We start from the raw sequence: 25661 nt of genomic DNA, 5'->3' as shown, positions 1-25661 counted from the left end.
GCCATGCCCAGCAGCAAGCCGCTCGCCGAGTACGCCCGCAAGCGCGATTTCCGCCAGACCCCGGAGCCCAGCGGCCGCAAGCCTCGCAAGGACAGCACCGGGCTGCTCCGCTATTGCGTCCAGAAGCACGACGCCAGCCGCCTGCACTACGACTTCCGCCTGGAGCTGGATGGCACCCTGAAGAGCTGGGCGGTGCCCAAGGGGCCGTGCCTCGACCCGGCGGTGAAGCGGCTCGCGGTGCAGGTTGAGGACCATCCGCTGGACTATGCCGATTTCGAAGGCAGCATCCCCCAGGGGCACTACGGCGCCGGCGATGTCATCGTCTGGGACCGAGGCGCCTGGACGCCTCTGGACGATCCGCGCGAGGGCCTGGAAAAGGGCCATCTCAGCTTCGCCCTGGATGGCGAGAAACTCTCCGGGCGTTGGCACCTGATCCGCACCAACCTGCGCGGCAAGCAGCCCCAGTGGTTCCTGGTCAAGGCCAAGGACGGCGAGGCGCGCAGCCTGGATCGCTTCGACGTGCTGAAGGAGCGTCCCGACAGCGTGCTCAGCGAGCGTACGCTGCTGCCCCGCCATGGCGAAGCCGCCACGCCCGCGGCCAGGCCGGCGCGACGCGGCAAGAGCGGGGGGAAGACGCCGATGCCCGAATGGATCGCCCCCGAGCTGGCCAGCCTGGTCGAGCAGCCTCCGCGAGGGGAGTGGGCCTACGAACTCAAGCTGGACGGCTATCGGCTGATGAGCCGCATCGAAGACGGCCGCGTGCGCCTGCTGACCCGCAACGGCCATGACTGGACCGAACGCCTGCCGCACCTGGAGAAGGCCTTGGCCGGGCTCGGTCTGCAGCGCAGTTGGCTGGACGGCGAACTGGTGGTCCTCGACGAGGAGGGTCGACCGGACTTCCAGGCCCTGCAGAACGCCTTCGAGGAAGGTCGCGGCGAGAACATCCTGTACGTCCTCTTCGACCTGCCGTACCACGAAGGCGAGGATCTGCGCGATGTCGCCCTGGAGGAGCGCCGCGCGCGCCTGGAGGCGCTGCTGGAAGGGCGCGACGAAGACCCGCTGCGGTTCTCCGCGACGCTCGCGGAAGACCCCCGCGACCTGCTGGCCAGCGCCTGCAAGCTCGGTCTCGAAGGCGTGATCGGCAAGCGTCTGGGCAGCGCCTACCGTTCGCGCCGCAGCAACGACTGGATCAAGCTGAAGTGCCAGTTGCGCCAGGAGTTCGTGATCGTCGGCTATACCGAGCCGAAGGGCTCTCGCCGGCATATCGGCGCCTTGCTGCTCGGCCTCTACAGCCCTGACGAGGAGCGCCGGCTGCGCTATGCCGGCAAGGTCGGCAGCGGCTTCACCGCGGCCAGCCTGAAGAAGGTCCGTGAGCGCCTGGAACCCCTCGCGGTCCGCTCCAGCCCATTGGCGAAGGTGCCGCCGGCGCGCGAGACCGGGTCGGTGCAGTGGGTGCGCCCGCAACAGCTGTGCGAGGTTTCCTATGCGCAGATGACCCGTGGCGGGATCATCCGCCAGGCAGTGTTCCACGGCTTGCGCGAAGACAAGCCGGCGCGCGAGGTGACCGGCGAGCGTCCCGCCGGCCCGCCGCCGCTGCGCGGCGCGCGCAAGGCCGGCGCCGGTGCGTCGCGGGCGGCCACCGCCGGCGTGCGCATCAGCCATCCGCAGCGGCTGATCGACCCGTCGATCCAGGCCAGCAAGCTGGAACTCGCCGAGTTCCATGCGCGCTACGCCGACCTGCTCCTGCGCGACCTGCGCGAGCGCCCGGTGTCGCTGGTGCGCGGCCCCGACGGAATCGGCGGCGAACTGTTCTTCCAGAAGCACGCGGCGCGCCTGAAGATCCCCGGCATCGTCCAGCTCGACCCGGCGCTCGATCCCGGTCATCCGCCGCTGTTGCAGATCCGCAGCGCCGAGGCGCTGGTCGGCGCGGTGCAGATGGGCAGCATCGAATTCCATACCTGGAACGCCAGCCTGGCCAACCTGGAGCGGCCCGACCGTTTCGTCCTCGACCTCGACCCGGACCCGGCGCTGCCGTGGAAGCGCATGCTCGAAGCGACCCAGCTGAGCCTGACGTTGCTCGACGAGCTGGGCCTGCGCGCCTTCCTCAAGACCAGCGGCGGCAAGGGCATGCACCTGCTGGTGCCGCTGGAGCGCCGGCATGGCTGGGACGAGGTCAAGGATTTCGCCCAGGCCATCTCCCAGCACTTGGCGCGCCTGATGCCGGAGCGTTTCTCGGCGGTTTCCGGGCCGCGCAACCGGGTCGGCAAGATCTTCGTCGACTACCTGCGCAACAGCCGCGGCGCCAGCACCGTGGCGGCCTACTCGGTGCGCGCCCGCGAAGGGTTGCCGGTGTCGGTACCGGTGTTCCGCGAGGAACTCGACTCGCTGCAGGGCGCCAACCAATGGAACCTGCGCAGTCTGCCGCAGCGCCTCGACGAACTCGCCGGCGACGATCCCTGGGCCGACTACACCGGCACCCGCCAGCGCATCAGCGCGGCCATGCGGCGCCAGCTCGGGCGCGGCTGACCGTCCGCGAAAAAGGCGGAACTCCCCCGGCGCACAGGGCCTCCACCGTGCAACGAGATGCCGAGGAGGCCCCCGATGGATACCGCCTACCTGATCCTCGCGCTGCTGGTCCTGTTGCTCCTGGTGGATGCCTGGGCCATCAACAGCGTGCTCCGCAGCGACAGCTCCGCCAGTCGCAAGCTCGGCTGGTCGCTGCTGATCCTGCTCCTGCCCGTGCTCGGCCTGGTCCTCTGGGGCTGGACCGGCCCCCGTGGCTTGCGCCCGGTGACCTCGCCGGAACACAGCAAGTGAACCCCACTGGAGATTGCCCATGAACAGCGAAACCTGTGCCTGTCCCAAATGCACCTGCCAGCCCGGCGCCGATGCCGTCGAACGCGACGGCCAGCACTATTGCTGCGCGGCCTGCGCCAGCGGCCACCCCCAGGGCGAGCCGTGTCGCGACGCCGATTGCCCCTGTGGCGGCACCACCCGGCCCCAGGTGGCGGAGGATCGCCAGCTGGACGACGCGTTGAAGGAGACCTTTCCCGCCAGCGACCCGATCTCGCCCTGAGGAGCGTGCCATGCCCGACCTGCAACTCGCGGACGAGGCCTCTCGCCTGGTGGCCTACCTGCGTAGCGCCGACCTCAGCCTGATCACCGCGGAATCCTGTACTGCCGGGCAGATCAGCGCCGAACTGTCGGCGGTGGCCGGCAGCGGCAAGGTGATGGAAGGCGGCTTCGTCGTCTATTCGCCGGCGGCCAAGCTTGCCCTGCTGGGGCTCGACCCGAACTGGCTGGAGCGTTTCAACCTGACCAGCGTGGAGGTCGCCGAGGCCATGGCCAGGGCGGCCCTGCAACGCAGTCCGGCGAGCGCCGCGCTGGCGGTCACGGGGTTGCTCGGCAGTGAACCGAAGGACGGCATCCCGCCCGGTACCGTGTGCTTCGCCTGGGCCTTCCGGTTGCCCGCCGGCCTCGCCCTGTTCTCGCGCCGCGAGCGCTTCCACGGCGACCCCGCGCGGATGCGCCGGGAAGCCACCCGCTGGGCGCTGCGGCGCCTGCCCGAATTCCATCAACGCGCCTTGCGCGGCGAACGCGCCTGAGGCGTCCGACAGAGAGGAAACCACCATGAGCGAACAGCGACAGACCCTGCCGGCGCAGCACCAGGACCAACGTCCCGGCCACGAAAGCGAGATGCAGCCGAAGCCGGAGTTCGTTTCCGCCGATTACCGTCCGGCGGCCAAGCTGGAGGGTAAGGTGGCCCTGGTCACCGGCGGCGACAGTGGTATCGGCCGCGCGGTGGCGGTGGCTTTCGCCCGCGAGAAGGCGGATGTGGTGCTGGTCTACCTGGATGAGAACGAAGACGCGGCGAAGACCCGCGAGATCATCGAGTCGCTCGGCCGCCAGTGCCTGGCGTTCGCCGGCGACGTCGCCGACGCCGGCTTCTGCCGCCAGGTTGTGGACACGCTAAGGCAGAAATGGGGGCGCCTCGACGTGCTGGTCAACAACGCCGGCGAGCAGCATCCGCAGGCGCGCCTGGAGGACATCAGCGAAGAGCAGTGGGAGAAGACCTTCCGCACCAACATCTTCGGCATGTTCCAGTTGACCAAGGCGGCCCTGCCGCTGATGGGCAAGGGCGGGGCGATCATCAACACCACCTCGATCACCGCCTACAAGGGCAACCCCCAGCTGATCGACTATTCCTCGACCAAGGGCGCGATCACCTCGTTCACCCGGTCGCTGTCGATGAACCTGGTCAACCGCGGCATCCGCGTCAACGCCGTGGCCCCGGGCCCGATCTGGACGCCGCTGATCCCGTCCACCTTCAGCGCCGAGAAGGTCGCCCACTTCGGCGCGGATACGCCGATGGGCCGGCCCGGCCAGCCGGAAGAGCTGGCCGCCAGCTACGTCTACCTGGCCTGTAACGACTCGTCCTACGTCAGCGGCCAGGTGCTGCACGTCAACGGCGGTACGGTAGTCAACGGCTGAGGCGCCCCGGCGGCCGCGTTCACTCGCGTGCCGCCGCCGGCAGCAGGGGGTAGACCCGTACCGCGCTCAGACGCTGCGGGAACAGCAGGGGATAGCAGAGTTGCAGGCGAACGTGCGCCTCGCTGGTGCTGAGGGTTGGCGCGAAAGTGGTGAGCACGGTCCGGCCGGGTTGTCCGGCGTCTGAGAAATGAACCATGAAAGCCTGCATCGGAGCGCTCCTGCCGGGATACGGGAAAGGTCACTGCTCAGTGAAGCTGCGCTCCAGCTCTCGCGCCAGTCCGCACACCGACCGTTGGCAACGGCATTCCTCCCGACTGACGCCGGCGCCCGGCGGTTCCGTCGTGCGGACAGGCGGGCCGCCGGCGAAAAAGAATGAACCATCGCGGCCGCCGCGACTCCGCTTCTAGGTAGCCGGAACGGCCGGCCGCGACGCAGACAAGGAGCATGCCGATGAAACGCGACTGGGGGTTGATCAGGGATCTGCTGGAGCATCTGGAAAGCCTTGGCTTCGGCCAGCACTGGGAAGCACGCGAGCTACCCGGTCATTGCCGCGAGGCGGTGGCCTACCACTTGCAGTTGCTCAACCAGGCGCAACTGCTCTGCGGCAGCGTCCAGCATTCCTGGACCGGCCAGGAGCAATGGGTGGTCCACCACCTGACCCTGGCCGGCCACGACCTGCTCGACCGCCTGCGCCAGGAAAGCGCGGCGGCCGCCGTGCCGGTACGCAAGAGCGCCTGAGAAAACCTCGCAAGCACCGGCCTGCAGCGGCGGGCCGGAAGGAAGCCCGGCGATGCCCGACAGCCAAGACCAGACCCCAAGTGCGGTCCAGACCCTGAAAGCCAGCATCCTCGCCAAACTGCGCTACAGCGTCGGCCGCGACCCATCCACCGCGTGCCCGCACGACTGGTTCGAAGCGGTGGCCCTGGCGGTGCGCGACCACATCATCGACCACTGGGAGGAGGCCACCCCGCAAGGTGAAGCGCCCGCGCGCAAGCGGGTCTACTACCTGTCCCTGGAGTTCCTCATCGGTCGCCTGTTGCTGGACAACCTCGGCAACCTCGGGCTGCTCGAGGAAACCCGCCAGGCCCTTGCCGAGCTGGGCGTCGACCTGCAGCGGATCGTTGCCCTGGAGCCGGACGCGGCGCTCGGCAACGGCGGCCTCGGACGCCTGGCGGCATGCTTCATGGAAAGCATGGCCAGCCTCGACATTCCCGCGCATGGCTATGGCATCCGCTACGAGCATGGCCTGTTCCGCCAGGTGCTGACCGACGGCTGGCAGCAGGAGCAGACCGAGACCTGGCTGGATTTCGGCAATCCCTGGGAGTTCGAACGACCCGAGGTCAGCTACTACATCGACTTCGGCGGCAGCGTGCAGGTCGACAGCGAGCACAGTGGCCGAGCCATCTGGCGGCCGGACGAGCGGATCCGGGCGATCGCCTACGACACGCCGATCGTCGGCTGGCGGCGTGCCAGCGTCAATACCCTGCGCCTGTGGCGCGCTCGCGCCGAGGAAGACCTGCAACTGGACCGTTTCAACGCCGGCGACCATATCGGCGCGGTGGTCGACGTGGTCAAGGCGGAGAGCATCTCGCGGGTGCTGTATCCGGCAGACAGCACCGAGGCCGGTCAGGAACTGCGCCTGCGCCAGGAGTACTTCTTCGTCTCAGCCTCGCTGCAGGACCTGCTCGACCGCCACCTGCGCCATCATCACGACCTGCGTAGCCTGCCGGAACAGGTGGCGATCCAGCTCAACGACACCCACCCGGCGATCGCCGTCGCCGAGCTGATGCGGCAACTGGTGGACGTGCACCAACTGGCCTGGCCGGACGCCTGGGCGCTGAGCGTGGCGACCTTGTCCTACACCAACCACACGCTGCTCCCGGAAGCCCTGGAATCCTGGCCGGTGGCGCTGATGGAGCGCCTGTTGCCGCGCCACATGCAGATCATCTACCTGATCAATGCCTTCCATATAGACGCGCTGCGTGCCCAGGACATCCACGACTTCGACCTGTTGCGTTCGGTCAGCCTGATCGAGGAGGGCCACGGCCGACGGGTGCGCATGGGCAACCTGGCGTTCCTCGGTTCGCACCAGATCAACGGGGTATCGGCATTGCACACCGAGCTGATGCGCGAAACCGTGTTCCATGACCTGCATCGCCTCTATCCGCAGCGCATCAGCAACAAGACCAACGGCGTGTCGTTCCGCCGCTGGCTGTTCCAGGCCAACCCGGGGTTGACCGAGCTGCTGGTGGAGACCCTCGGCGCCGACCTGCTGGACACCCCGGAACGGCGCCTGCCGGACCTCGAGGAACACGTCGAGGACGCCAGGCTGCGGGCACGCTTCGCCGAGCAGCGTCGGCAGAACAAGACCGCCCTGGCGCGCCTGGTGCTGGACAGCCTCGGCGTGGCGATCGAACCGGAAGCGCTGTTCGATGTGCATATCAAGCGTATCCACGAATACAAGCGGCAGTTGCTCAACCTGCTGCACACCGTGGCGCTGTACCAGGAGATCCGCAACGACCCGACCGCCGACCGCGTGCCGCGGGTGAAGATCTTCGCCGGCAAGGCTGCCGCCAGCTACCACCAGGCCAAGCTGATCATCAAGCTGGCCAACGACATCGCCCGCACCATCAACGACGACCCCACCGTGCGCGGCCTGCTCAAGCTGGTGTTCCTGCCCAACTACAACGTCAGCCTGGCCGAGGCGATCATTCCCGCGGCGGACCTCTCCGAGCAGATTTCCACCGCCGGGCTCGAGGCCTCCGGGACCAGCAACATGAAGTTCGCCCTCAACGGCGCGCTGACCATCGGCACCCTGGACGGCGCCAACGTCGAGATGAGCCAGCGGATCGGCCTGGAACACATGTTCATCTTCGGCCTCAGCGCCCAGCAGGTGGAGCAGCGCCGGCAGGCCGGGGAGCTGGAGATGGGCGGGGTGATCGCGGCCTCGCCGCGGCTGGAGGAAGCCCTGGAGGCGATCCGCAGCGGGCTGTTCTCGGCCGACGACCGCAGCCGCTACGAAGGGCTGGTGGACGGCCTGGTGCACGACGACCGCTTCATGCTCTGCGCCGACTTCGAGGCCTACTGGCATGCGCAGTGCCGGGTCGAGGAAGTCTGGCGCGAGCCCGATCGCTGGTGGCGCTCGGCGTTGCTCAACGTGGCGCGGATCGGCTGGTTCAGCGCCGACCGGACGATCAGCGAATACGCCCGGGATATCTGGAAGCTATGAAGGGCCTTACCAGAAGCCGGCCGGGTGACGGCGTTCGGGGCCCTCCAGGCGAAGGTCGAAGGCGCGGCGGAAGAATACCGCCAGCTCGCTGTCCAGCACCATCGGGTTGATCGACGCCAGCTCGGCCGGCAGGCTGTGCCATTCCTGGGCCCCGGCCAGGTACTGGCGATGGATGACCCGCTCGCCGGGAATCGCCAGCAGGCTGTAGTGGCTTTTCTCGCCTCCCGGCTCGCCGACTTCCAGGCGCAGGCGAGGATGGCCGTCCTCGTCGAGGTCGAGGTCCACGTTGCAGTCCAGGCCGTAGCTGCGCGCCTCTTCGCAGGAGTCGACGAAAAGCGGTTTCGCCACCTGTTCCACGAGAGAAATGAAATAGTGCTGGAATCGCACTTCGTCACTGTTTTCCATGGCGAGTTCCATTTGTTTTAAAGTTCGACGATTAATTATTGAATGGGTCTATCGGAATGTCAGGGGTTGCAATAGAAAAGAATAATTAAGTGCCTCCGCCTGGGCATTCTTCGGTATTCGCTCCATGATATTCGGGGTAGGGTTCCTGATCACTGTCTCCCGGTTCGAAATTCCATTCATGGCAATCGCGATCGGGTTCTTCGTTGCTTACCACGGGATCGCTGTAGGCCGGATGCTCGTAGGGTTTCATGGTGCTCCTCCGAGATGTGCGGGCTTTCATCTGACGCAATTCGGGGATTCCTGTCAATGCTGGCAATGGAATAAGGCAAGGATCTTTGAACCCTATGGATTGCGCTCGAAACATGCTGGCAAAGCGCTTCGCTTTCATTCGCTGAAAATAATCTGAACCACTGGCGAAACACCCTCTCAGAGTTAGGGCATGCGCAACGCATGCGTCCATGAAATCTGTTCTGAAGAGATTATTCGGAGGAAATAGAAATGGCACAGCATCAAGGTGGTAAAGGCAACTTCGCGGAAGACCCGAAACGTGCTTCGGAGGCCGGCAAGAAGGGCGGCCAGGCCAGCGGCGGCAACTTCAAGAACGATCCGCAGCGGGCCTCCGAGGCTGGCAAGAAAGGTGGCCAGCGCAGCCACGGCGGGAACTGATAACCGCGCAGTGAAGTGAATGGGGCGGAGCAGGGAGGCATCCGCCCCATTTTCATGCCCAGGATGAGGAGAGGAAACCGATGAGCGAGCAGAACAACGAGCAGCGCAGCCAGGCGGCCGGCACCGACACCGTCGACCGTGGCAACAGCAACGCCAAGCTGGAACAGCTGGAGGCCTATCGCGAGGACGCCACCGGAGAGGCCCTGAGCACCAATACCGGCACCCGCATCGCCGATAACCAGAACACCCTGAAGGCCGGCGAGCGCGGACCGTCGTTGCTCGAAGACTTCATCATGCGCGAGAAGATCACCCACTTCGACCACGAGCGCATTCCCGAGCGCGTGGTCCACGCTCGTGGCTCGGCGGCGCATGGCTACTTCGAGGCCTACGAGGACCTCAGCGACCTGACCAAGGCCGGCTTCCTCGCCGAGGCGGGCAAGCGTACCCCGGTCTTCGTGCGTTTCTCCACCGTGCAGGGGCCGCGCGGGTCCGCGGATACGGTGCGTGACGTACGCGGCTTCGCCGTGAAGTTCTATACCGACGAAGGCAACTTCGACCTGGTCGGCAACAACATGCCGGTGTTCTTCATCCAGGATGCGATCAAGTTCCCCGACTTCGTCCATGCGGTGAAACCCGAACCGCACAACGAGATTCCCACCGGAGCGTCTGCCCACGACACCTTCTGGGACTTCGTTTCGCTGACCCCGGAGTCGGCGCACATGGTCATGTGGCTGATGTCCGATCGCGCCATTCCGATCGCCTACCGCAACATGCAGGGCTTCGGCGTGCACACCTTCCGCCTGGTCAACGCGGCCGGCGAGAGCGTGCTGGTCAAGTTCCACTGGCGACCGAAGTCCGGGACCTGCTCGCTGGTCTGGGACGAGGCGCAGAAGCTCGCCGGCAAGGACCCCGACTTCAACCGGCGGACCCTCTGGGAGGACATCGAGAAGGGCGACTATCCCGAATGGGAGCTGGGCCTGCAGGTGATCCCGGAGAACCAGCAGGACAGCTTCGACTTCGACCTGCTCGACCCCACCAAGCTGGTGCCCGAGGAGTTGGTGCCGGTAAGGGTGGTGGGGCGGATGGTACTCAACCGCAACCCCGACAATTTCTTCGCCGAGACCGAACAGGTGGCGTTCCACGTCGGCCACGTGGTCCCCGGAATCGACTTCACCAACGACCCGCTGTTGCAGGGTCGGCTGTTCTCCTATACCGACACCCAACTGCTGCGCCTGAGCGGGCCGAACTTCAACGAAATCCCGATCAACCGCCCGCTGTGTCCGTTCCACAACAACCAGCGCGACGCGCCGCACCGGCAGACCATCAACCGCGGCCGGGCTTCCTATGAACCGAACTCGATCGACGGCGGCTGGCCGAAGGAAACCCCGCCGGCGGCGCGCAACGGCGGCTTCTCCACCTACCACGAGCCGGTCAGCGGCAGCAAGCTGCGCAAGCGTGCCGACTCCTTCGCCGATCATTTCAGCCAGGCCGCATTGTTCTGGCACAGCATGAGCGAGGCCGAGCAGGCGCATATCGTCGCCGCCTACAGCTTCGAACTGTCCAAGGTCGAGCGGCAATCGATCCGTGAGCGCGAAGTCAACCAGATACTCCTCAACATCGATCCGCAACTGGCCGCCAGGGTCGCGGCGAACGTCGGTGTGCAGCTCGCCGCGCCGGCCAACCCGACACCGCAGCCGAAGCCGTCGCCGGCGCTGAGCCAGATGAATCTGCTGTCCGGCGACATCCGTTCGCGCAAGGTGGCGATCCTGATCGCCGACGGCGTCGCCGAGAGCGACGTCAGCGACCTGCGCGACGCGCTCCGCCAGGAGGGCGCGGACGCCAAGCTGATCGCGCCCAGCGCTTCGCCGGTGCAGGCTGAAAACGGCGCCGAACTGAGCCCTGAGGGAACCTGGGACGGCCTGCCGTCGGTAGCCTTCGACGCGGTCTTCGTGCCTGGCGGCGCGGCCAGCAGCCAGGCCATCGGCGCTGACGGGCGCGGCCTGCACTACCTGCTGGAAGCCTACAAGCACCTGAAGCCAGTGGCCTTCGCCGGCGATGCCCAGGCGCTGGCCAGCCAGCTTTCGTTGCCTGGCGACCCCGGCGTGGTGCTCGGCGCCACGGCCACCGATGTCTTCCCCGGCCTGCGCCAGGCATTGATGCAGCACCGGATCTGGCAGCGCGAGGCGGCGACCAAGGCGATCCCCGCCTGAGGAGCGCCGCTGGCGAATCCGATCGCACCTTCCCGTCGTCTCGTCGGTCACAGCTGGAAAGGGCGGCTGGCCGAGCGATTCGGCGGGAGGACCCGGATGACCTTGCGTTGCCTGATAGGCGGTTGCGACTGGTGCCGGCAACCGGCGTTGCGACTGGGTGAGGAAACCTTCGACTGCGAGCGCTGCCTGCGTTGCGGTGCCCTGCGCTACAGCGAGATACAACGCCGATGAGCGCCTGGGAGACGTTGTGGAAGATCCTCGGCGAGGAGTTCGCCGATCTCGCCGACTTCGAGCAGACCGCCCGCGCCGCGTTGCGCCTGCTGCTGGCGGCGGCGCTCGGCGCGGTACTCGGCTACGAGCGCGAGCAGAGCGGCAAGGCCGCCGGCCTGCGCACGCACATGCTGGTAACCCTCGGCGCGGCGCTGTTCGTCATGCCGCTGCAATTGCAGAGTGGCGGGGCGGACGCGCTGAGCCGGGTGATCCAGGGCACCGTCGCCGGCATCGGCTTCCTCTGCGCCGGCACCATTCTCAAGGCAGGTCGGGAAAGCCGGGTCAGGGGCCTGACCACCGCGGCGGGACTCTGGGCCAGCACCGCCATAGGCGTCGCGGTCGGACTCGGTCACCAGGGTACCGCGGTGCTCGGGACGGTCCTGGCGCTACTGGTGCTGCATGTCCTGGCCTGCCTGAACCGTTCGCCGCCATCTTCCGATAGCCATTGAGGAGAGTTCCGTCATGTTCAAGGACTTCGACGCCTGTACCGCCTGGACCGACGCGATGCAGGAGCGCTGCCAGCCGGTCGGCCTGATCCTCTATCAGCCCAAGCGGCGTGGCGCGGCGGTACGCATGCTGTGGGTAGTGACCCCGGGTTGCAGTTGCCTGAGCGACGCCGAGACCGCCGCCGACAACCTGCTCCAGCGCATCACCGACATCGCCGCCGACGGCCGCGTGCGTTACGCGGACGGCGGCACGCTGTAACCATCAAGAGGAGGAAACCGGCATGGCGCGTGCGATCTGGAAAGGCGCGATCAGCTTCGGCCTGGTGCATATACCGGTGAGCCTGTCGGCGGCGACCTCGTCGCAGGGCATCGATTTCGACTGGCTCGACCAGCGCAGCATGGAGCCGGTCGGCTACAAGCGGGTGAACAAGGTCACCGGCAAGGAGATCGAGCGCGAGAACATCGTCAAGGGCGTGGAGTACGAAAAGGGCCGCTACGTGGTGCTGAGCGAGGAAGAAATCCGCGCGGCGCATCCCAAGTCGACCCAGACCATCGAGATCTTCGCTTTCGTCGATAGCCAGGAAATTCCCCTGCAGCACTTCGATACCCCGTACTACCTGGTCCCCGACCGGCGCGGAGGCAAGGTCTACGCGCTGCTCCGGGAGACCCTGGAGCGCACCGGCAAGGTCGCCCTGGCCAACGTCGTCCTGCACACCCGCCAGCACCTGGCGCTCCTGCGGCCTCTGCAGGACGCCCTGGTGCTGATCACCCTGCGCTGGCCGTCGCAGGTGCGCAGCCTGGATGGCCTGGAGCTGGACGAAAGCGTCACCGAGGCGAAACTCGACAAGCGCGAGCTGGAGATGGCCAAGCGCCTGGTGGAGGACATGGCTTCCCACTGGGAGCCGGACGAATACAAGGACAGCTTCAGCGACAAGATCATGAAGCTGGTCGAGGAAAAGGCCGCCAAGGGCCAGCTGCACGCGGTGGAGGAAGAGGAGGAGGTGGCCGGCAAGGGCGCCGACATCATCGATCTCACCGACCTTCTCAAGCGCAGCCTGCGTTCCCGCGCCGGCGGCGGCAAGGACAAGGGCAGCGAAAAGGCCGGGGCCGACGCGAAGGGTCGCGCCAAGTCCGGTGCCTCGCGTTCGCGGCGCAAGGCCTGAGGCGAGCCGCTGGGTAAATCAACCTGAACCAATCGGTCGCCGGCGGGCTCGGAATCAATGATCGTCCGCGCCGCCGGCCATTCGAGGCCGGCGGAAGCCTCGCGACCCATCGCCGAACCCACGTCCCGGAGGAGCGCGCCTCGATGAGTTCGATTGTCCGCAACAGCGACGATGATCCGCTGGTCATCGCCATCCAGCAGCCCCGTATCGCCATCGAGTCGGTCAGCCCGGTGGTGGAAGAGGGCGCCTATCCCGCGAAGACCGAGAGCGACCGCGACCTGCGCCTGGCCGCGCGAATCTTCACCGATGGCCATGAGGTACTCGGTGCCGAGGTGGTCTGGCGGCGTGTCGGGGAAACCGCGGAGCGGCGCCTGCCGCTACTGCCCGAAGGCAACGATTTCTGGAGCGCGCAGTTGCGCACGCCGCCCTGCGGCCGCCTGTACTTCCGTATCGAGGCCTGGATCGACCGTTTTGCCGGCTACCGCCGCGAATTGCGTGCCAAGCATGGCGCACGCCTGCCGCTGGACCTGGAGCTGCGCGAGGGCGACGAACTGCTGCAGCGCTGCGCCGAGCGCGGCGGTCCGGAGATCGCCGCCGCCTGTGCGCCGCTGGCCGAACGCCTGCAGGCCTGCCAGAGCGTCGAGGAGCGGGTGGCGCTGTGGCTGGCGGCGCAGACCGGCGAACTGTTGCGTCTGGTCGGCCCGCGCGAGCACCTGGTGCGCAGCCGCGAATACCCGGTGGAGGTGGAGCGACCGCTGGCGCGCTTCGCCAGTTGGTACGAGCTGTTCCCTCGCTCGGAAAGCGGCGACCCGACACGCCACGGTACCTTCGACGACGTGATCCGGCGCCTGCCGCAGATCGCCGCGATGGGCTTCGACGTTCTCTATTTCCCGCCGATCCACCCCATCGGCCGCACCCATCGCAAGGGCCGCAACAATTCCTTGCGTGCCGAGGCCGGCGACCCCGGCAGCCCGTATGCGATCGGCAGCGAGGAGGGCGGCCACGAGGCGATCCATCCCGAACTGGGCGACCGCGAGGATTTCCGCCGGCTGCTCGTTGCGGTGCGCGAGCACGGCATGGAACTGGCGCTGGACTTCGCCATCCAGTGCTCCCCCGACCACCCCTGGCTGCGCGAGCATCCCGGCTGGTTCGCCTGGCGTCCGGACGGTAGCTTGCGCTACGCGGAGAACCCGCCGAAGAAGTACGAGGACATCGTCAACGTCGACTTCTACGCCGAACAGGCCCTGCCGAGCCTGTGGGAAGCCTTGCGCGACGTGGTGCTGGGCTGGGTCGAGCAGGGCGTGACGCTGTTTCGCGTCGACAACCCGCACACCAAGCCACTGCCATTCTGGGAGTGGCTGATCGCCGAGGTGCGCGGCCGCCATCCGCAGGTGATCTTCCTTTCCGAGGCGTTCACCCGCCCGGCGATGATGGCGCGCCTGGGCAAGGTCGGCTTCAGCCAGAGCTACACCTATTTCACCTGGCGCAACGACAAGCAGGAACTGGCGGAGTACTTCGCCGAACTCAACCAGCCACCCTGGCGCGACTGCTACCGGCCGAACTTCTTCGTCAACACCCCGGACATCAATCCCTGGTTCCTGCAACGCTCCGGCCGCCCCGGCTTCCTCATCCGTGCCGCCCTGGCGACCATGGGGTCGGGGCTGTGGGGCATGTACTCCGGCTTCGAGCTGTGCGAGGCGGCGGCCTTGCCGGGCAAGGAGGAGTACCTCGACTCGGAGAAATACCAGTTGCGTCCGCGCGACTACCAGGCGCCGGGCAACATCGTCGCCGAGATCGCCCGGCTCAACCGCATCCGCCGGGAAAACCCGGCATTGCAGACGCACCTCGGGTTCCAGGCCTACAACGCCTGGAACGACCGCATCCTGTATTTCGGCAAGCGCACCGCGGACCTCGCCAACTTCGTCCTGGTGGCGGTCTGCCTGGACCCGCACGAAGCCCAGGAGGCGCATTTCGAACTGCCGCTGTGGGAGTTCGGCCTGCCCGACGACGCCAGCCTCCAGGGCGAGGACCTGATGAACGGGCATCGCTGGGTCTGGCACGGCAAGGTCCAGTGGATGCGCATCGAACCCTGGCACCTGCCGTTCGGCATCTGGCGCGTGCGGCGCGTCGACGCATAAGGAGAAACCCATGGCCAGACGCGAGAAACCGGTCTTTCTCAACGACCCGCAATGGTACAAGGACGCGGTGATCTACCAGGTCCACGTGAAATCCTTCTACGACGCCAACAACGATGGCATCGGCGACTTCGCCGGGCTGATCGAGAAGCTCGACTACATCGCCGACCTCGGCGTGAACACTCTCTGGCTGCTGCCGTTCTACCCGTCGCCACGCCGCGACGACGGCTACGACATCGCCCAGTACCGTGGCGTGCACAGCGACTACGGCAGCCTCGCCGACGCCCGCCGGTTCATCGCCGAGGCCCATCGACGCGGTCTGCGGGTGATTACCGAGCTGGTGATCAACCACACCTCCGACCAGCATCCCTGGTTCATCCGCGCCCGCCACGCGAAGAAGGGGTCGCGCGCCCGCGACTACTACGTCTGGTCGGACAGCGACGAGAAATACCAGGGTACGCGGATCATCTTCATCGACACCGAGCAGTCCAACTGGACCTGGGACCCGGTAGCCCAACAGTACTACTGGCACCGCTTCTATTCCCACCAGCCGGACCTGAACTTCGACAACCCGCAGGTCCTGCGCGAGGTGCTCGGGGTGATGCGCTACTGGCTGGACATGGGCGTCGACGGCCTGCGCCTGGACGCGATTCCCTACCTGATCGAACGCGACGGCACCAGCAGCGAGAACCTGCCGGAGACCCACCAGGTGCTCAAGCGCATCCGCGCCGAGCTGGACGCGCACTATCCCGACCGCATGCTGCTGGCCGAGGCCAACCAGTGGCCGGAAGACACCCGGCCGTACTTCGGCGGCGAGGATGGCGGCGAGGGCGACGAATGCCACATGGCCTTCCACTTCCCGCTGATGCCGCGCATGTACATGGCCATCGCCCAGGAGGATCGCTATCCGATCACCGACATCCTGCGCCAGACCCCGGACATCCCGGCCAATTGCCAATGGGCGATCTTCCTGCGCAACCACGACGAGCTGACCCTGGAGATGGTCACCGACGACGAGCGCGACTATCTCTGGAACCACTATGCCGCCGACCGCCGCGCGCGCCTCAACCTGGGCATCCGCCGGCGCCTGGCGCCGCTGGTGGAGCGTGACCGGCGGCGCATCGAGTTGCTGCACAGCCTGCTGTTGTCGATGCCGGGCACGCCGACCCTGTACTACGGCGACGAGATCGGCATGGGCGACAACATCTACCTCGGCGACCGCGACGGCGTGCGGACCCCGATGCAGTGGTCGGTGGACCGCAACGGCGGCTTCTCCCGCGCCGACCCGGCGAAGCTGGTGCTGCCGCCGATTCTCGACCCGCTGTACGGCTACCAGACGATCAACGTCGAGGCGCAGGCGCGCGACCCGCATTCGCTGCTCAACTGGATGCGCCGCCTGCTCGCCGTGCGCAGCCAGCAGAAGGCCTTCGGCCGCGGCAGCCTGAAGATGCTCGCGCCGAGCAACCGACGGATCCTCGCCTACCTGCGCGAATACGCCGAGGGCGAACGGCAGGACAGCATCCTCTGCGTGGCCAACCTGTCGCGCGCGGCCCAGGCGGTGGAACTGGACCTCGCCAGCCATGCCGGCAAGGTGCCGGTGGAGATGATCGGCGGCATGTCGTTCCCGCCGATCGGCGAGCTGACCTACCTGCTGACCCTGCCGCCCTACGGCTTCTACTGGTTCTACCTGGCCGACGCGACGCAGATGCCGAGCTGGCACGTGGCCGCCGACGAGCGCCTGCCGGAACTGCCGACCCTGGTGGTCAAGCAGCGCCTCGGCGAGCTGCTGCAGGGCGCATCGCGGAACATCCTGGAAGGCGAGACGCTGCCGGCCTACCTGCCGAAGCGCCGCTGGTTCGCCGGCGAGAAAGGCCAGCCACGGCTCTGCTACATCGTTCCGCTGGACGAGGCGGAGCCGCGCTGTGCATTGTGCGAAGTGGAGATCGACGGGCTGCGCTACCAGTTGCCGCTGGGCTTCCTCGACGCCGACCAGCGCGGCGACAGCCTGCCTCAGTTGCTGGCCCTGGCGCGCCTGCGGCGCGGTCGCAAGGTCGGCCTGCTGACCGACGCCGCCAGCCTGCCGCTGTTCGCCCGCAAGGTCCTCGCGCAACTCCGCGCCGAGGCGGTGATCGCCCACGGCGACGGCGAGATCCAGTTCATCCCGGCGGCGGGACTGGCGGAAATGGACGACATCGCCGACGAAGACGTCCTGCCGTTCTCGGTGGAGCAGTCCAACAGCTCGATCCGCTTCGGCGAGCGCATGGTCCTCAAGGTGCTGCGCAAGATCCTTCCGGGGCTGCACCCGGAAATCGAGGTCGGCGGCTACCTGACCCGCCACGGCTACCCCGGCATCGCCCCGTTGCTCGGCGAGGTACGGCGGGTCGGCGCGGATGGCGAGCCGCACACGCTGATGATCCTGCAGGGCTACCTGAACAACCAGGGCGACGCCTGGAACTGGACCCTGGACAACCTGGAGCGAGCCGTGCGCGACGAGATATCCGCGGCCAGCGAGGCGCTCGAAGGGCAATACGACAGCCTCGCCGAACTGCGCGGCTTCGCCGCCAACCTCGGCGCCCGGCTCGGCGAGATGCACAGCGTACTGGCCGGCGAGTCGGACGATCCGGCCTTCGGCAGCCGCGAGAGCGACGAAGCCAGCGTCCAGGCCTGGGCGCTGCGTATCGCCGAACAGTTGCGCGAAGCCGGCAAACGCCTGAGCGAGCCGCCACGGCCGTTGCAGGGCGAGGCGGCGGAACAGGCGCGGCGCCTGCTGGAACGCCTGCCGGCGCTGCTCGAACGCCTGCCGCTGCTGGCCCGGCAGGCAGCCGGCGGGCTGCTGATCAGGGTTCACGGCGACCTGCACCTGGGCCAGGTGCTGATGGTCCAGGGCGACGCACGCTTCATCGACTTCGAGGGCGAGCCGGCGCGCAGCCTGGAAGAGCGCCGCCAGCGCCACAGTCCGATGAAGGACGTCGGCGGCATGCTGCGCTCGTTCGACTACGCGGCGGCGATGGTCCTGCGCAACGCGCAGAGCACCGATAGCTCGGAACAGGCCGACAGCGCCCGGCGCAAGGTCGCCATGCGCTATCGCAGCGAAGCCCGCGATGCCTTCCTGGCCGGCTATCGGGCCGCCGCGGCGGGTCTCATGCACGCCTGGCACGGTCGCGAAGGCGAGGGGGCGGCGCTGGCCCTGGCCTGCCTGGAAAAGGCCGCCTACGAACTGCTCTACGAAGCCGACTACCGCCCCGACTGGCTGGAAGTGCCTCTCGCCGGTCTGGCCGAACTCACCGAACACCTCCTGAAGGGCAAGAACCGATGAGCGAACCGATGTCCGAACGCGAACGCTGGCAACTGGAGCTGGACAAGCTGCAGCGCGGCCTGCAGGGCGATCCATTCGCCTTCCTCGGCCCGCAGCGCGACCCCGGCGGCGAAGGCGGCGTGCTGCGCGCCTACCTGCCCGGCGCGCAGCGCGTCGAGCTGCTCGACGAAGACGGCGCGACGCTCGCCGAACTGGAGCAGAGCGACCCCGGCAGCGGCTTGTTCCAGCGCCACCTGGAGCGCCTGCCACCGCGCTACCGCCTGCGCGTGCACTGGCCGGACGGCGTGCAGGAAAGCGAAGACCCCTATGCCTTCGGGCCGTTGCTCGGCGAACTCGACCTCTACCTGTTCGCCGAAGGCAACCACCGCCAACTGGCCTCCTGCCTGGGCGCGCAACTGACCCGTCACGAAGGCGTGGAGGGCGTGCGCTTCGCGGTCTGGGCGCCGAACGCCGTGCGCGTCTCGGTGGTCGGCGATTTCAACGGCTGGGACGGGCGTCGTCACCCGATGCGACGACGCTATCCATCCGGCGTCTGGGAACTGTTCGTCCCGCGCCTCGGCGAGGGCGAACTGTACAAGTACGAGTTGCAGGGCCACGACGGCCTCCTGCCGCTGAAGGCCGACCCCCTGGCGCTGGCCTGCGAGACGCCACCCGGAACCGCTTCGAAGACCTGCGCGGCGTTGCGCCACGAGTGGCGCGACCAGGACTGGCTGGCCCGGCGCGCGGAGTGCCAGGGCTATGCGGCACCGCTGTCGATCTACGAAGTCCACGCCGGCTCCTGGCGCCACCGCGACGGCCGGCCGCCGCACTGGTCGGAACTGGCGGAGGAGCTGATTCCCTACGTGCGCCAGCTCGGCTTCACCCATATCGAGCTGATGCCGGTGATGGAACATCCCTTCGGCGGCTCCTGGGGCTACCAGCCGCTCGGGTTGTTCGCCCCCACCGCGCGCTACGGCACGCCGGAGGACTTCGCCGCGTTCGTCGACGCCTGCCACCAGGCCGGCATCGGCGTGATCCTCGACTGGGTGCCGGCGCATTTTCCCACCGACGCCCACGGCCTGGGCCGTTTCGACGGCACGGCGCTGTACGAGTACGAACATCCCTTCGAAGGCTTCCACCAGGACTGGGATACCTACATCTACAACCTTGGCCGCAGCGAGGTGCACGGCTTCATGCTGGCCTCGGCGCTGCACTGGCTGCGCACCTACCACGTCGACGGCCTGCGGGTGGATGCGGTGGCCTCGATGCTCTATCGCGACTATTCGCGCAAGGAAGGCGAATGGCTGCCGAACCGCCATGGCGGCCGGGAGAACCTGGAGGCCATCGACTTCCTCCATCACCTCAACCAGGTGGTCGCCAGCGAAACCCCCGGCGCGCTGGTGATCGCCGAGGAATCCACCGCCTGGCCCGGCGTCAGCCGTCCGGTGGCGGAGGGCGGCCTGGGCTTCAGCCATAAGTGGAACATGGGCTGGATGCACGACAGCCTGGCGTACATCGGCGAAGACCCGCTGCACCGGCGCTATCACCACCACCAGTTGACCTTCGGCCTGCTCTACGCCTTCTCCGAGCATTTCATCCTGCCGATCTCCCACGACGAGGTGGTACATGGCAAGCACTCGCTACTGGACAAGATGCCCGGCGACCGCTGGCAGAAGTTCGCCAACCTGCGCCTGTACCTGAGCTTCATGTGGTCGCACCCGGGCAAGAAGCTGCTGTTCATGGGATGCGAGTTCGGCCAGTGGCGCGAGTGGAACCACGACGGCGAACTGGACTGGTACCTGCTGCGCTATCCGGAGCATCAGGGCGTACAGGACCTGGTGGCGGCCCTCAACCGGCTGTACCGCGAACTCCCCGCACTGCATGCGCGCGACGGCGAGGCGCTCGGCTTCGAATGGCTGATCGGCGACGACCAGGCGAACAGTGTCTACGCCTGGCTGCGCCACGCGGCCGGCGAGCCATCGCTGCTGGCGGTACACAATTTCACCCCGGTGCCGCGCCAGGGCTATCGGATCGGCGTACCGCAAGGCGGCGACTGGGACGTGCTGCTCAATAGCGACGCCCAGGCGTTCGCCGGTTCCGGCGCAGGCAGCCAGGGCCGCGTCTCCAGCGAGTCGTGCGGCGCCCATGGCCAGGCGCAGTCGCTGGTGCTCGACCTGCCGCCGCTGGGCACGCTGCTCCTGCGTCCGGCCGGCTGATTCACGCCTGGCCCTGGCGCAGGCGGCGCTGTTTGCGGCGCAGGCGGATCGCCCGGCGCTCCAACAGCAGGTAGACCACGCAGGCCAGCGCCAGGGGTAGGAGGAAATACAGCACCCGGTAGCCGATCAACGCGGCCAGCAGCACGCCCTGGGACAGGCGCCCCTGGAGCAGGGCGATGAACACCGCTTCGAGCACCCCGAGCCCGGCCGGGATATGGGTGATGACCCCGGCGATGCTGCTGATCAGGAGGATCGCCAGGACGCTCGGGTAATCCACGCTGTGCGGCAGCAGGCTGTACAGCAGGAGCGCCATCAGCGACCAGTTGCTCGCTCCGAGCAGGCCTTGCAGGGCCGCCAGCCGCCAGGACGGCAGGGTCAGCCGATGCTCGCGCCAGCCCCAGGCGCGGCGTCGGGCGAAACGGCAGGCCAGCAGGTAGCCGGCGGCCAGCGCCAGGAGCAGTGCGCCGATCAGGCGCAGGCCGTCGCTGCCGAGCTTCCAGCCCGGCGGCAAGGCCGGCAGGCCGCAGCTGAACAGGATGCCGGCGAGCAGCAGGTAGCCGAACCAGTTGGTCACCAGGCTGAAGGTGAGGATCCGGGTGATATCGGCGATGTCCAGGCCGAGCCGACTGTACAGGCGATAGCGCAGCGCCACGGCGCCGACCCAGGAACTCAGGTTGAGGTTGAACGCATTGCACACGAACGCCACGGTGAAGACCCGCCGCTTGGGCAGCGAGTGGCCGATGTAGTAGCGGCTGAGCAGGTCGAAGCTGCTGAACACCGTATAGCCGGCGGCCGCCAGCAGCAGCCCGAGGAACAGGGTCGCGGGGCGATACTCGCCGAGGGCGTGGCGGACTTCCTGCCAGTCGAGATTCTTCACCAGCAGGAACAGCAGCACCGGGACCAGCACGAAGAACGCCAGGGTCAGCAGCCTGCGCAGCCAGCGCCAGTGAGAGCGGCGCGGCGGCGTCGAGGTGGCTTCGTGACCGCTGCCGTTCATGGGTTGCCCCGCTGGCCCTGGCGTTCCTGCCAGCGCCGCGACGGACGCGGCTCCAGCGATTTCAGGCGTGGCAGATGGGCGGGTACCCAACCGGCGATAGCCGGAAAGTGCCTGGAAAAGTGGAAGCCGAGGAAAATCAGCGGCGCTCGCCACCAGTAGCCGCGCCTCGCGTGGCGGCGGCTGATGCGCCGGCAGTGGCGGCGCGCCAGCTCGCGCAGGTGCTGGTAGAGCTGGCCGTTGAAGGCGACGTCGTGGATCACCAGGTTGGCCTCCAGGTTCAGCGACAGGCTGAGGGGATCGAGATTGCTCGAACCGATGGTCGACCAGTCGTCGTCGATCACCGCGACCTTGCCGTGCAGCGGACGCTGGCAGTATTCGTGGATACGCACGCCCTCGCGCAGCAGGTAGTCGTAGAGCAGCCGGCTGCACAGGCGCACCAGCGGCATGTCCGGCATGCCCTGTAGTACCAGGTCGACGCGCACGCCGCGGCGCGCCGCATCGCGCAGCTCGCGAAGCAGGCGGTAGCCGGGGAAGAAATAGGCGTTGGCGATCAGCAGGCGTCGCCGCGCCTGGCGGATCGCCTGCAGGTACTCGCGCTCGATGTCGTCGCTGGACTGGTCGTTGTCGCGGATCACCAGGCGCACCCGCGCCGGCTGCCCGGCGCCCGACGGCCGCAACGGCGGGTAGTCGGCGTCCGGTTCGAGCAGCGCCAGGCAGGCCTGGCGGATATCGCGCACCACCGGGCCCTCGACGCGCACCGCGTAGTCCTGCTTGGCCATGTTGCCGCGACGTACCAGGTGGTCCTCGCCGTAATTGATGCCGCCGACGAAGGCCTGCCGGCGATCGATCACCACCAGCTTGCGGTGCAACCGGCGAAACAGGTTGGTGCGCATGCCGAGCAGGCGCGGGCGCGGGTCGAACAGGTGCACGCGAACCCCGGAGGCGGTCAGCCTGGCCAGGTAGTCCGGGCTGAGCGAGGCGGTGCCGTAGCCGTCCACCGTGACCTGCACCTCGACACCGCGCTCGGCGGCGGCGCTGAGGGCTTCCTGCAACTGCCGGCCGACCTCGTCCTCGAAGATGATGAAGGTTTCCAGGAGGATCTCCCGGCGCGCCTCGGCGATGCACTGGAACAGGCGCGGAAAGTACTCTTCGCCGTTGATCAGCAGTTCTACGCGGTTGCCGTCGCGCCAGGGGAAGTTCATGGCTCCACCTCCACCGCCAGCGGCAGGTGGTCGGACAGGTGCGACCAGGGCCGCCGCGAGAGGATGCGCGGCTGGCGCCCGCGGGCATTGCGCAGGTAGATGCGGTCCAGCGGCAGCACCGGCCAGCGCGCCGGGAAGCTGCGCGCCGGCCGGCCCTGGGCGCCGACGAAGACTTCGCGCAGGCCGCAACCGGCGAGCAGGCGGTCGGCGCGCTGGCGCCAGTCGTTGAAGTCGCCGGCGACCACCACCGGCTCGCGCTCCGGCAGGCCCGCCACCAGCTCGCAGAGCAGTTGCAACTGGCGCTGGCGCTGCGCCTCGCGCAATCCCAGGTGCACGCAGACCGCGTGCAGCGGACGGCCGATGTCGATCACCGCATGCAACAGGCCGCGTTCCTCGTTGCCCGCCACCGAGACGTCGAGGTTGCGGTGGGCGAGGATCGGATGCTTGGAGAGCACGGCATTGCCATGGTGGCCTTCGGGATACACCGCGTTGCGCCCGTAGGCGAACTGCGGCCACATGCTGTCGGCCAGATACTCGTATTGCGGCGCCGGCGGCCAGGATGGCAGGCGCGCGGCGTGCAGGCTATGGGAGCCGAGGACCTCCTGGAGGAACACCAGGTCGGCACCGACGCTGCGCACCGCTTCGCGCAACTCCGGCAGGATGAAGCGCCGATTGAACGGGTTGAAACCCTTGTGGGTGTTCACCGTCAGCACCTGCAGGCGTGGCAGGATCATGCGGCACTCTCCCGCAGGTCATCGGGCAACTGTCCGGGCACCGTGCGCAGGCCGCCGTCGAGTTCCAGCAGCTGCAGGAGGCGCCGGGCGTCGTAGGGTGCGCGCACCTTGACGTCGTTGTCGAAGTAGCAGTACAGGTCGCGCGCCGTCGCCGTCGCCGGGGCGTCCTGGCTGGCCCGGCGCAGGTCGTCGGTCTGGCCGCCGCCGGCCCAGGCGCGGATCCGTGCCTGCCACTGGCCCAGGGCCGCTTCCGAGTAGCCGCTGCGGTACAGTTCCTTGTCGCCATGCAGGCGCAGGTAGAGGAAGTCGGCGCAGACGTCGCCGAGCAGCGGCCACTTGCCGGCGGTATCGGCCACCACCAGGGCAACCCGGTATTCGCGCAGCAGCTCGATGAACGTCGGGTCGACGAAGCTCTCATGGCGGATTTCCACGGCATGCCGCAGGCGCTGCGCCGGATCGCCGTCGAGGTAGCCCTCGCGGTGCAGGCGCGCGGCGCTGTGCCGGGCGAGCTTCTGCGCGGCGGCGCCGTCGCGCGGCAGGCGGGCGAGGAAATCGGCGAACAGCTCGCGGTCGAAGCGCATGCTCGGCGGGAACTGCCAGAGGAACGGGCCGAGGTGCTGGCGCAGGGCGAGGGGGCCGGAGGCGAAGAAGTTCGCCAGCGGCTCGTCGATCTCGCGCAGGCGCCGCACGTGGGTGATGTAACGCGGGGCCTTGACGCTGAAAACGAAGTCCTCGGGGGTGTCCTCGGCCCAGCCGCGGAAGCGCTCGGGCGTCTGCAGGGCGTAGAAGGTGCCGTTGATCTCGATGCTGTTCACCGCCCGCGAGGCGAAGCGCAGTTCGTCCTTCTGGCGCAGCCCCTCGGGATAGAAGTCACCTCTCCAGGGGGCATAGCGCCAGCCGGAAATGCCGATGCGCAGGCGTGCCGGTGCGCTCATGCATCACCCCCGGGCGCCGCTTTCCGGCGTCGGCCGGCGCGCCAGTTCGTCCACCGCGCGTTCGTCGAGGCGTTCCTCGCTGCCCTCGACCTGGCGCTTCTGCGGCACCAGTTCGACCTTGATCCAGCCGGTCTCGCGGCGGTCGAAGGCTTCGAAGGCCTCGATGGCGTCGCCGATCGGCTTCACCTGGGTGAGGATCTTCGCCGGGTCGATGCGTCCGCTGAGCACATGTTCGAGCAGCAGCGGAATGTACTTGCGGTGGTGGCAGTTGCCCATGCGGATGGTCAGGTTGCGGTTCATCGCCAGGCCGATGGGAAACTGCCGCGAGTCTTCGGCGTAGACGCCGATGATCGACAGGGTGCCGGCCTTGGCCAGGCCCTGCACCGCCCACTCCAGGGCCTGTGCGGGGGCGTTGCCGGGACTCCAGCTGGTGCCCTCCTGGCGCGGCGCCGGGGTGGCGGTGCCATGGCTGTGCTCGGCGTCCACGCCGACGGCGTCGATGGCGCGGTCCACGCCGATCCCGGCGGTCAGCCAGCGCAGGGCCTGGACCGGATCCTCGCGCTCGAAGTCGATCACTTCGGCGCCTTGCTGGCGGGCCATGTGCAGGCGGTCCGGGTGGCGGTCGATGGCGAACACCCTGGCGGCGCCGAGGAGCAACGCGCTGGCGATGGCGAACTGGCCCACCGGACCGCAGCCGAACACGGCGACGGTGTTGCCGGGGGCGATACCGGCCAGTTCGGCGCCGAAGTAACCGGTGGGGAAGATGTCCGACAGGAGTATCGCCTGGTCGTCGCTGATGCTGCTGGGCAGGCGGATCAGGCCGATGTTGGCATAGGGAATCCGTGCTTTCTCGGCTTGCAGCCCATGGAAGCCGCCGTTGGCCCGGGGGCCGCCGAAGAACGCGGTGCCGGCCTGGCTGCCGCCGGGGTTGGCGACGTCGCACTGGGCGTAGTAGCCGGCTCGGCAATACACGCAATTGCCGCAGGCGATGGTCGAGGGAATCACCACCCGGTCGCCGACCTGCAGATTGCGCACTTCGTCGCCGAGCGCCTCGACGATGCCCACGCCCTCATGGCCGAGGATGGTTCCCGGACGCATGCCGCCGACGCTGCCACGGACGAAGTGCAGGTCGGTGCCGCAGATCGCCGAGGCGGTCAGCCGCACGATGGCGTCGGTGGGCTCCTGCAGGCGCGGCTCCGCCACGTCTTCCAGGCGGATGTCGCCGATGTCATGGAATACCACGGCTTTCATGGCGTTCTCCCGGTTG

The 25661-nt window shown here is 67.9% G+C and carries 22 protein-coding genes and 1 pseudogene; 16 read left to right on the top strand and 7 right to left on the bottom strand.

Annotated features, from left to right (window positions below):
• Positions 1-3 precede the first annotated feature (3 nt).
• The 5 genes and pseudogenes from ligD (at position 4) to ACYAF3_RS26070 (ending at position 4491) form a co-directional block, all read left to right on the top strand.
• Positions 4-2526 (top strand): DNA ligase D, encoded by a 2523-nt coding sequence (ligD, locus tag ACYAF3_RS26090; protein ID WP_033975905.1) that lies wholly within the window; start codon positions 4-6, stop codon positions 2524-2526.
• Between the two features lie 75 nt (positions 2527-2601).
• Positions 2602-2817 (top strand): PLDc N-terminal domain-containing protein, encoded by a 216-nt coding sequence (locus ACYAF3_RS26085; RefSeq protein WP_003088893.1) that lies wholly within the window; start codon positions 2602-2604, stop codon positions 2815-2817.
• 19 nt (positions 2818-2836) lie between these two features.
• On the top strand, positions 2837-3076 hold the full coding sequence (locus tag ACYAF3_RS26080) for a metallothionein (protein ID WP_003100805.1): 240 nt from the start codon (positions 2837-2839) through the stop codon (positions 3074-3076).
• Between the two features lie 10 nt (positions 3077-3086).
• Positions 3087-3634 (top strand): annotated as a pseudogene (locus tag ACYAF3_RS26075) (CinA family protein).
• Positions 3631-4491: an SDR family oxidoreductase gene (locus tag ACYAF3_RS26070; protein ID WP_003100806.1), complete on the top strand. Its 861-nt coding sequence runs from the start codon at positions 3631-3633 to the stop codon at positions 4489-4491. The pseudogene ACYAF3_RS26075 and the gene ACYAF3_RS26070 overlap by 4 nt, the downstream one beginning before the upstream one ends.
• Before the next feature lie 19 nt (positions 4492-4510).
• Here ACYAF3_RS26070 and ACYAF3_RS26065 read toward each other — a convergent pair whose 3' ends face one another.
• Positions 4511-4699 (bottom strand): hypothetical protein, encoded by a 189-nt coding sequence (locus tag ACYAF3_RS26065; protein WP_003088902.1) that lies wholly within the window; start codon positions 4697-4699, stop codon positions 4511-4513.
• A gap of 242 nt (positions 4700-4941) precedes the next feature.
• Between ACYAF3_RS26065 and ACYAF3_RS26060 the strand changes: the two genes are divergently transcribed.
• Entirely contained in the window at positions 4942-5229 is a 288-nt protein-coding gene (locus ACYAF3_RS26060) for a DUF2513 domain-containing protein (protein WP_003100808.1), read from the top strand.
• A 52-nt stretch (positions 5230-5281) separates the two neighbouring features.
• On the top strand, positions 5282-7720 hold the full coding sequence (locus tag ACYAF3_RS26055; RefSeq protein ID WP_003100816.1) for a glycogen/starch/alpha-glucan phosphorylase: 2439 nt from the start codon (positions 5282-5284) through the stop codon (positions 7718-7720).
• A gap of 6 nt (positions 7721-7726) precedes the next feature.
• Here the strand turns inward: ACYAF3_RS26055 and ACYAF3_RS26050 are convergent, their stop codons facing one another.
• Positions 7727-8125 carry a hypothetical protein gene (locus tag ACYAF3_RS26050; protein ID WP_003100818.1) on the bottom strand — a complete coding sequence of 133 codons (399 nt, stop codon included), beginning with the start codon at positions 8123-8125 and terminating at the stop codon, positions 7727-7729.
• 498 nt (positions 8126-8623) lie between these two features.
• Here ACYAF3_RS26050 and ACYAF3_RS26045 point away from each other — a divergent pair, with 498 nt between their 5' ends.
• The 9 genes from ACYAF3_RS26045 to glgB all read left to right on the top strand — a co-directional run bounded on the left by ACYAF3_RS26045 (position 8624) and on the right by glgB (position 20526).
• The gene (locus tag ACYAF3_RS26045; RefSeq protein ID WP_003088912.1) at positions 8624-8791 is read left to right on the top strand and encodes a con-10 family general stress protein; all 168 of its coding nucleotides are present in this window, start codon (positions 8624-8626) and stop codon (positions 8789-8791) included.
• Positions 8792-8871: 80 nt separating this feature from the next.
• Positions 8872-11001, top strand: coding sequence for a catalase HPII (katE, locus tag ACYAF3_RS26040; protein ID WP_003113643.1), 2130 nt, complete (start codon positions 8872-8874; stop codon positions 10999-11001).
• Between the two features lie 96 nt (positions 11002-11097).
• Positions 11098-11232 carry a PSPA7_2676 family Cys-rich small protein gene (locus ACYAF3_RS26035; protein WP_003160215.1) on the top strand — a complete coding sequence of 45 codons (135 nt, stop codon included), beginning with the start codon at positions 11098-11100 and terminating at the stop codon, positions 11230-11232.
• Positions 11229-11720, top strand: a complete 492-nt coding sequence (locus ACYAF3_RS26030) for an MgtC/SapB family protein (protein WP_003100824.1) — start codon at positions 11229-11231, stop codon at positions 11718-11720. Before ACYAF3_RS26035 ends, ACYAF3_RS26030 begins: the two co-directional genes overlap by 4 nt.
• A gap of 13 nt (positions 11721-11733) precedes the next feature.
• Positions 11734-11976: a hypothetical protein gene (locus ACYAF3_RS26025; protein ID WP_003088922.1), complete on the top strand. Its 243-nt coding sequence runs from the start codon at positions 11734-11736 to the stop codon at positions 11974-11976.
• 22 nt (positions 11977-11998) lie between these two features.
• Positions 11999-12880, top strand: a complete 882-nt coding sequence (ku, locus tag ACYAF3_RS26020) for a non-homologous end joining protein Ku (RefSeq protein WP_003113644.1) — start codon at positions 11999-12001, stop codon at positions 12878-12880.
• A gap of 143 nt (positions 12881-13023) precedes the next feature.
• The gene (locus ACYAF3_RS26015; RefSeq protein WP_105579249.1) at positions 13024-15018 is read left to right on the top strand and encodes an alpha-1,4-glucan--maltose-1-phosphate maltosyltransferase; all 1995 of its coding nucleotides are present in this window, start codon (positions 13024-13026) and stop codon (positions 15016-15018) included.
• 10 nt (positions 15019-15028) lie between these two features.
• Positions 15029-18331 (top strand): maltose alpha-D-glucosyltransferase, encoded by a 3303-nt coding sequence (gene treS / locus ACYAF3_RS26010; protein ID WP_003088929.1) that lies wholly within the window; start codon positions 15029-15031, stop codon positions 18329-18331.
• A complete protein-coding gene (glgB, locus tag ACYAF3_RS26005; RefSeq protein ID WP_025297399.1) occupies positions 18328-20526 on the top strand; it encodes a 1,4-alpha-glucan branching protein GlgB in 2199 nt (732 codons plus the stop codon). Before treS ends, glgB begins: the two co-directional genes overlap by 4 nt.
• 1 nt (position 20527) lies before the next feature.
• Here the strand turns inward: glgB and ACYAF3_RS26000 are convergent, their stop codons facing one another.
• Genes ACYAF3_RS26000 through ACYAF3_RS25980 form a run of 5 tightly spaced genes read right to left on the bottom strand, consistent with a single transcriptional unit; the run spans position 20528 to position 25645 of the window.
• Positions 20528-21523, bottom strand: coding sequence for a lysylphosphatidylglycerol synthase domain-containing protein (locus ACYAF3_RS26000; protein ID WP_003113647.1), 996 nt, complete (start codon positions 21521-21523; stop codon positions 20528-20530).
• Positions 21520-22725: a cardiolipin synthase ClsB gene (clsB, locus tag ACYAF3_RS25995; protein ID WP_012614202.1), complete on the bottom strand. Its 1206-nt coding sequence runs from the start codon at positions 22723-22725 to the stop codon at positions 21520-21522. Before clsB ends, ACYAF3_RS26000 begins: the two co-directional genes overlap by 4 nt.
• Positions 22722-23459: an endonuclease/exonuclease/phosphatase family protein gene (locus tag ACYAF3_RS25990; protein WP_003113649.1), complete on the bottom strand. Its 738-nt coding sequence runs from the start codon at positions 23457-23459 to the stop codon at positions 22722-22724. The genes clsB and ACYAF3_RS25990 overlap by 4 nt, the downstream gene beginning before the upstream one ends.
• On the bottom strand, positions 23456-24394 hold the full coding sequence (locus ACYAF3_RS25985) for a DUF72 domain-containing protein (protein WP_003158700.1): 939 nt from the start codon (positions 24392-24394) through the stop codon (positions 23456-23458). Before ACYAF3_RS25985 ends, ACYAF3_RS25990 begins: the two co-directional genes overlap by 4 nt.
• A gap of 3 nt (positions 24395-24397) precedes the next feature.
• Entirely contained in the window at positions 24398-25645 is a 1248-nt protein-coding gene (locus tag ACYAF3_RS25980) for a zinc-dependent alcohol dehydrogenase (RefSeq protein ID WP_003088939.1), read from the bottom strand.
• Positions 25646-25661 lie beyond the last annotated feature (16 nt).

It is taken from the genome of Pseudomonas sp. TZ252, assembly GCF_056110345.1.
This window is presented reverse-complemented; position numbering and strand designations above follow the sequence as displayed.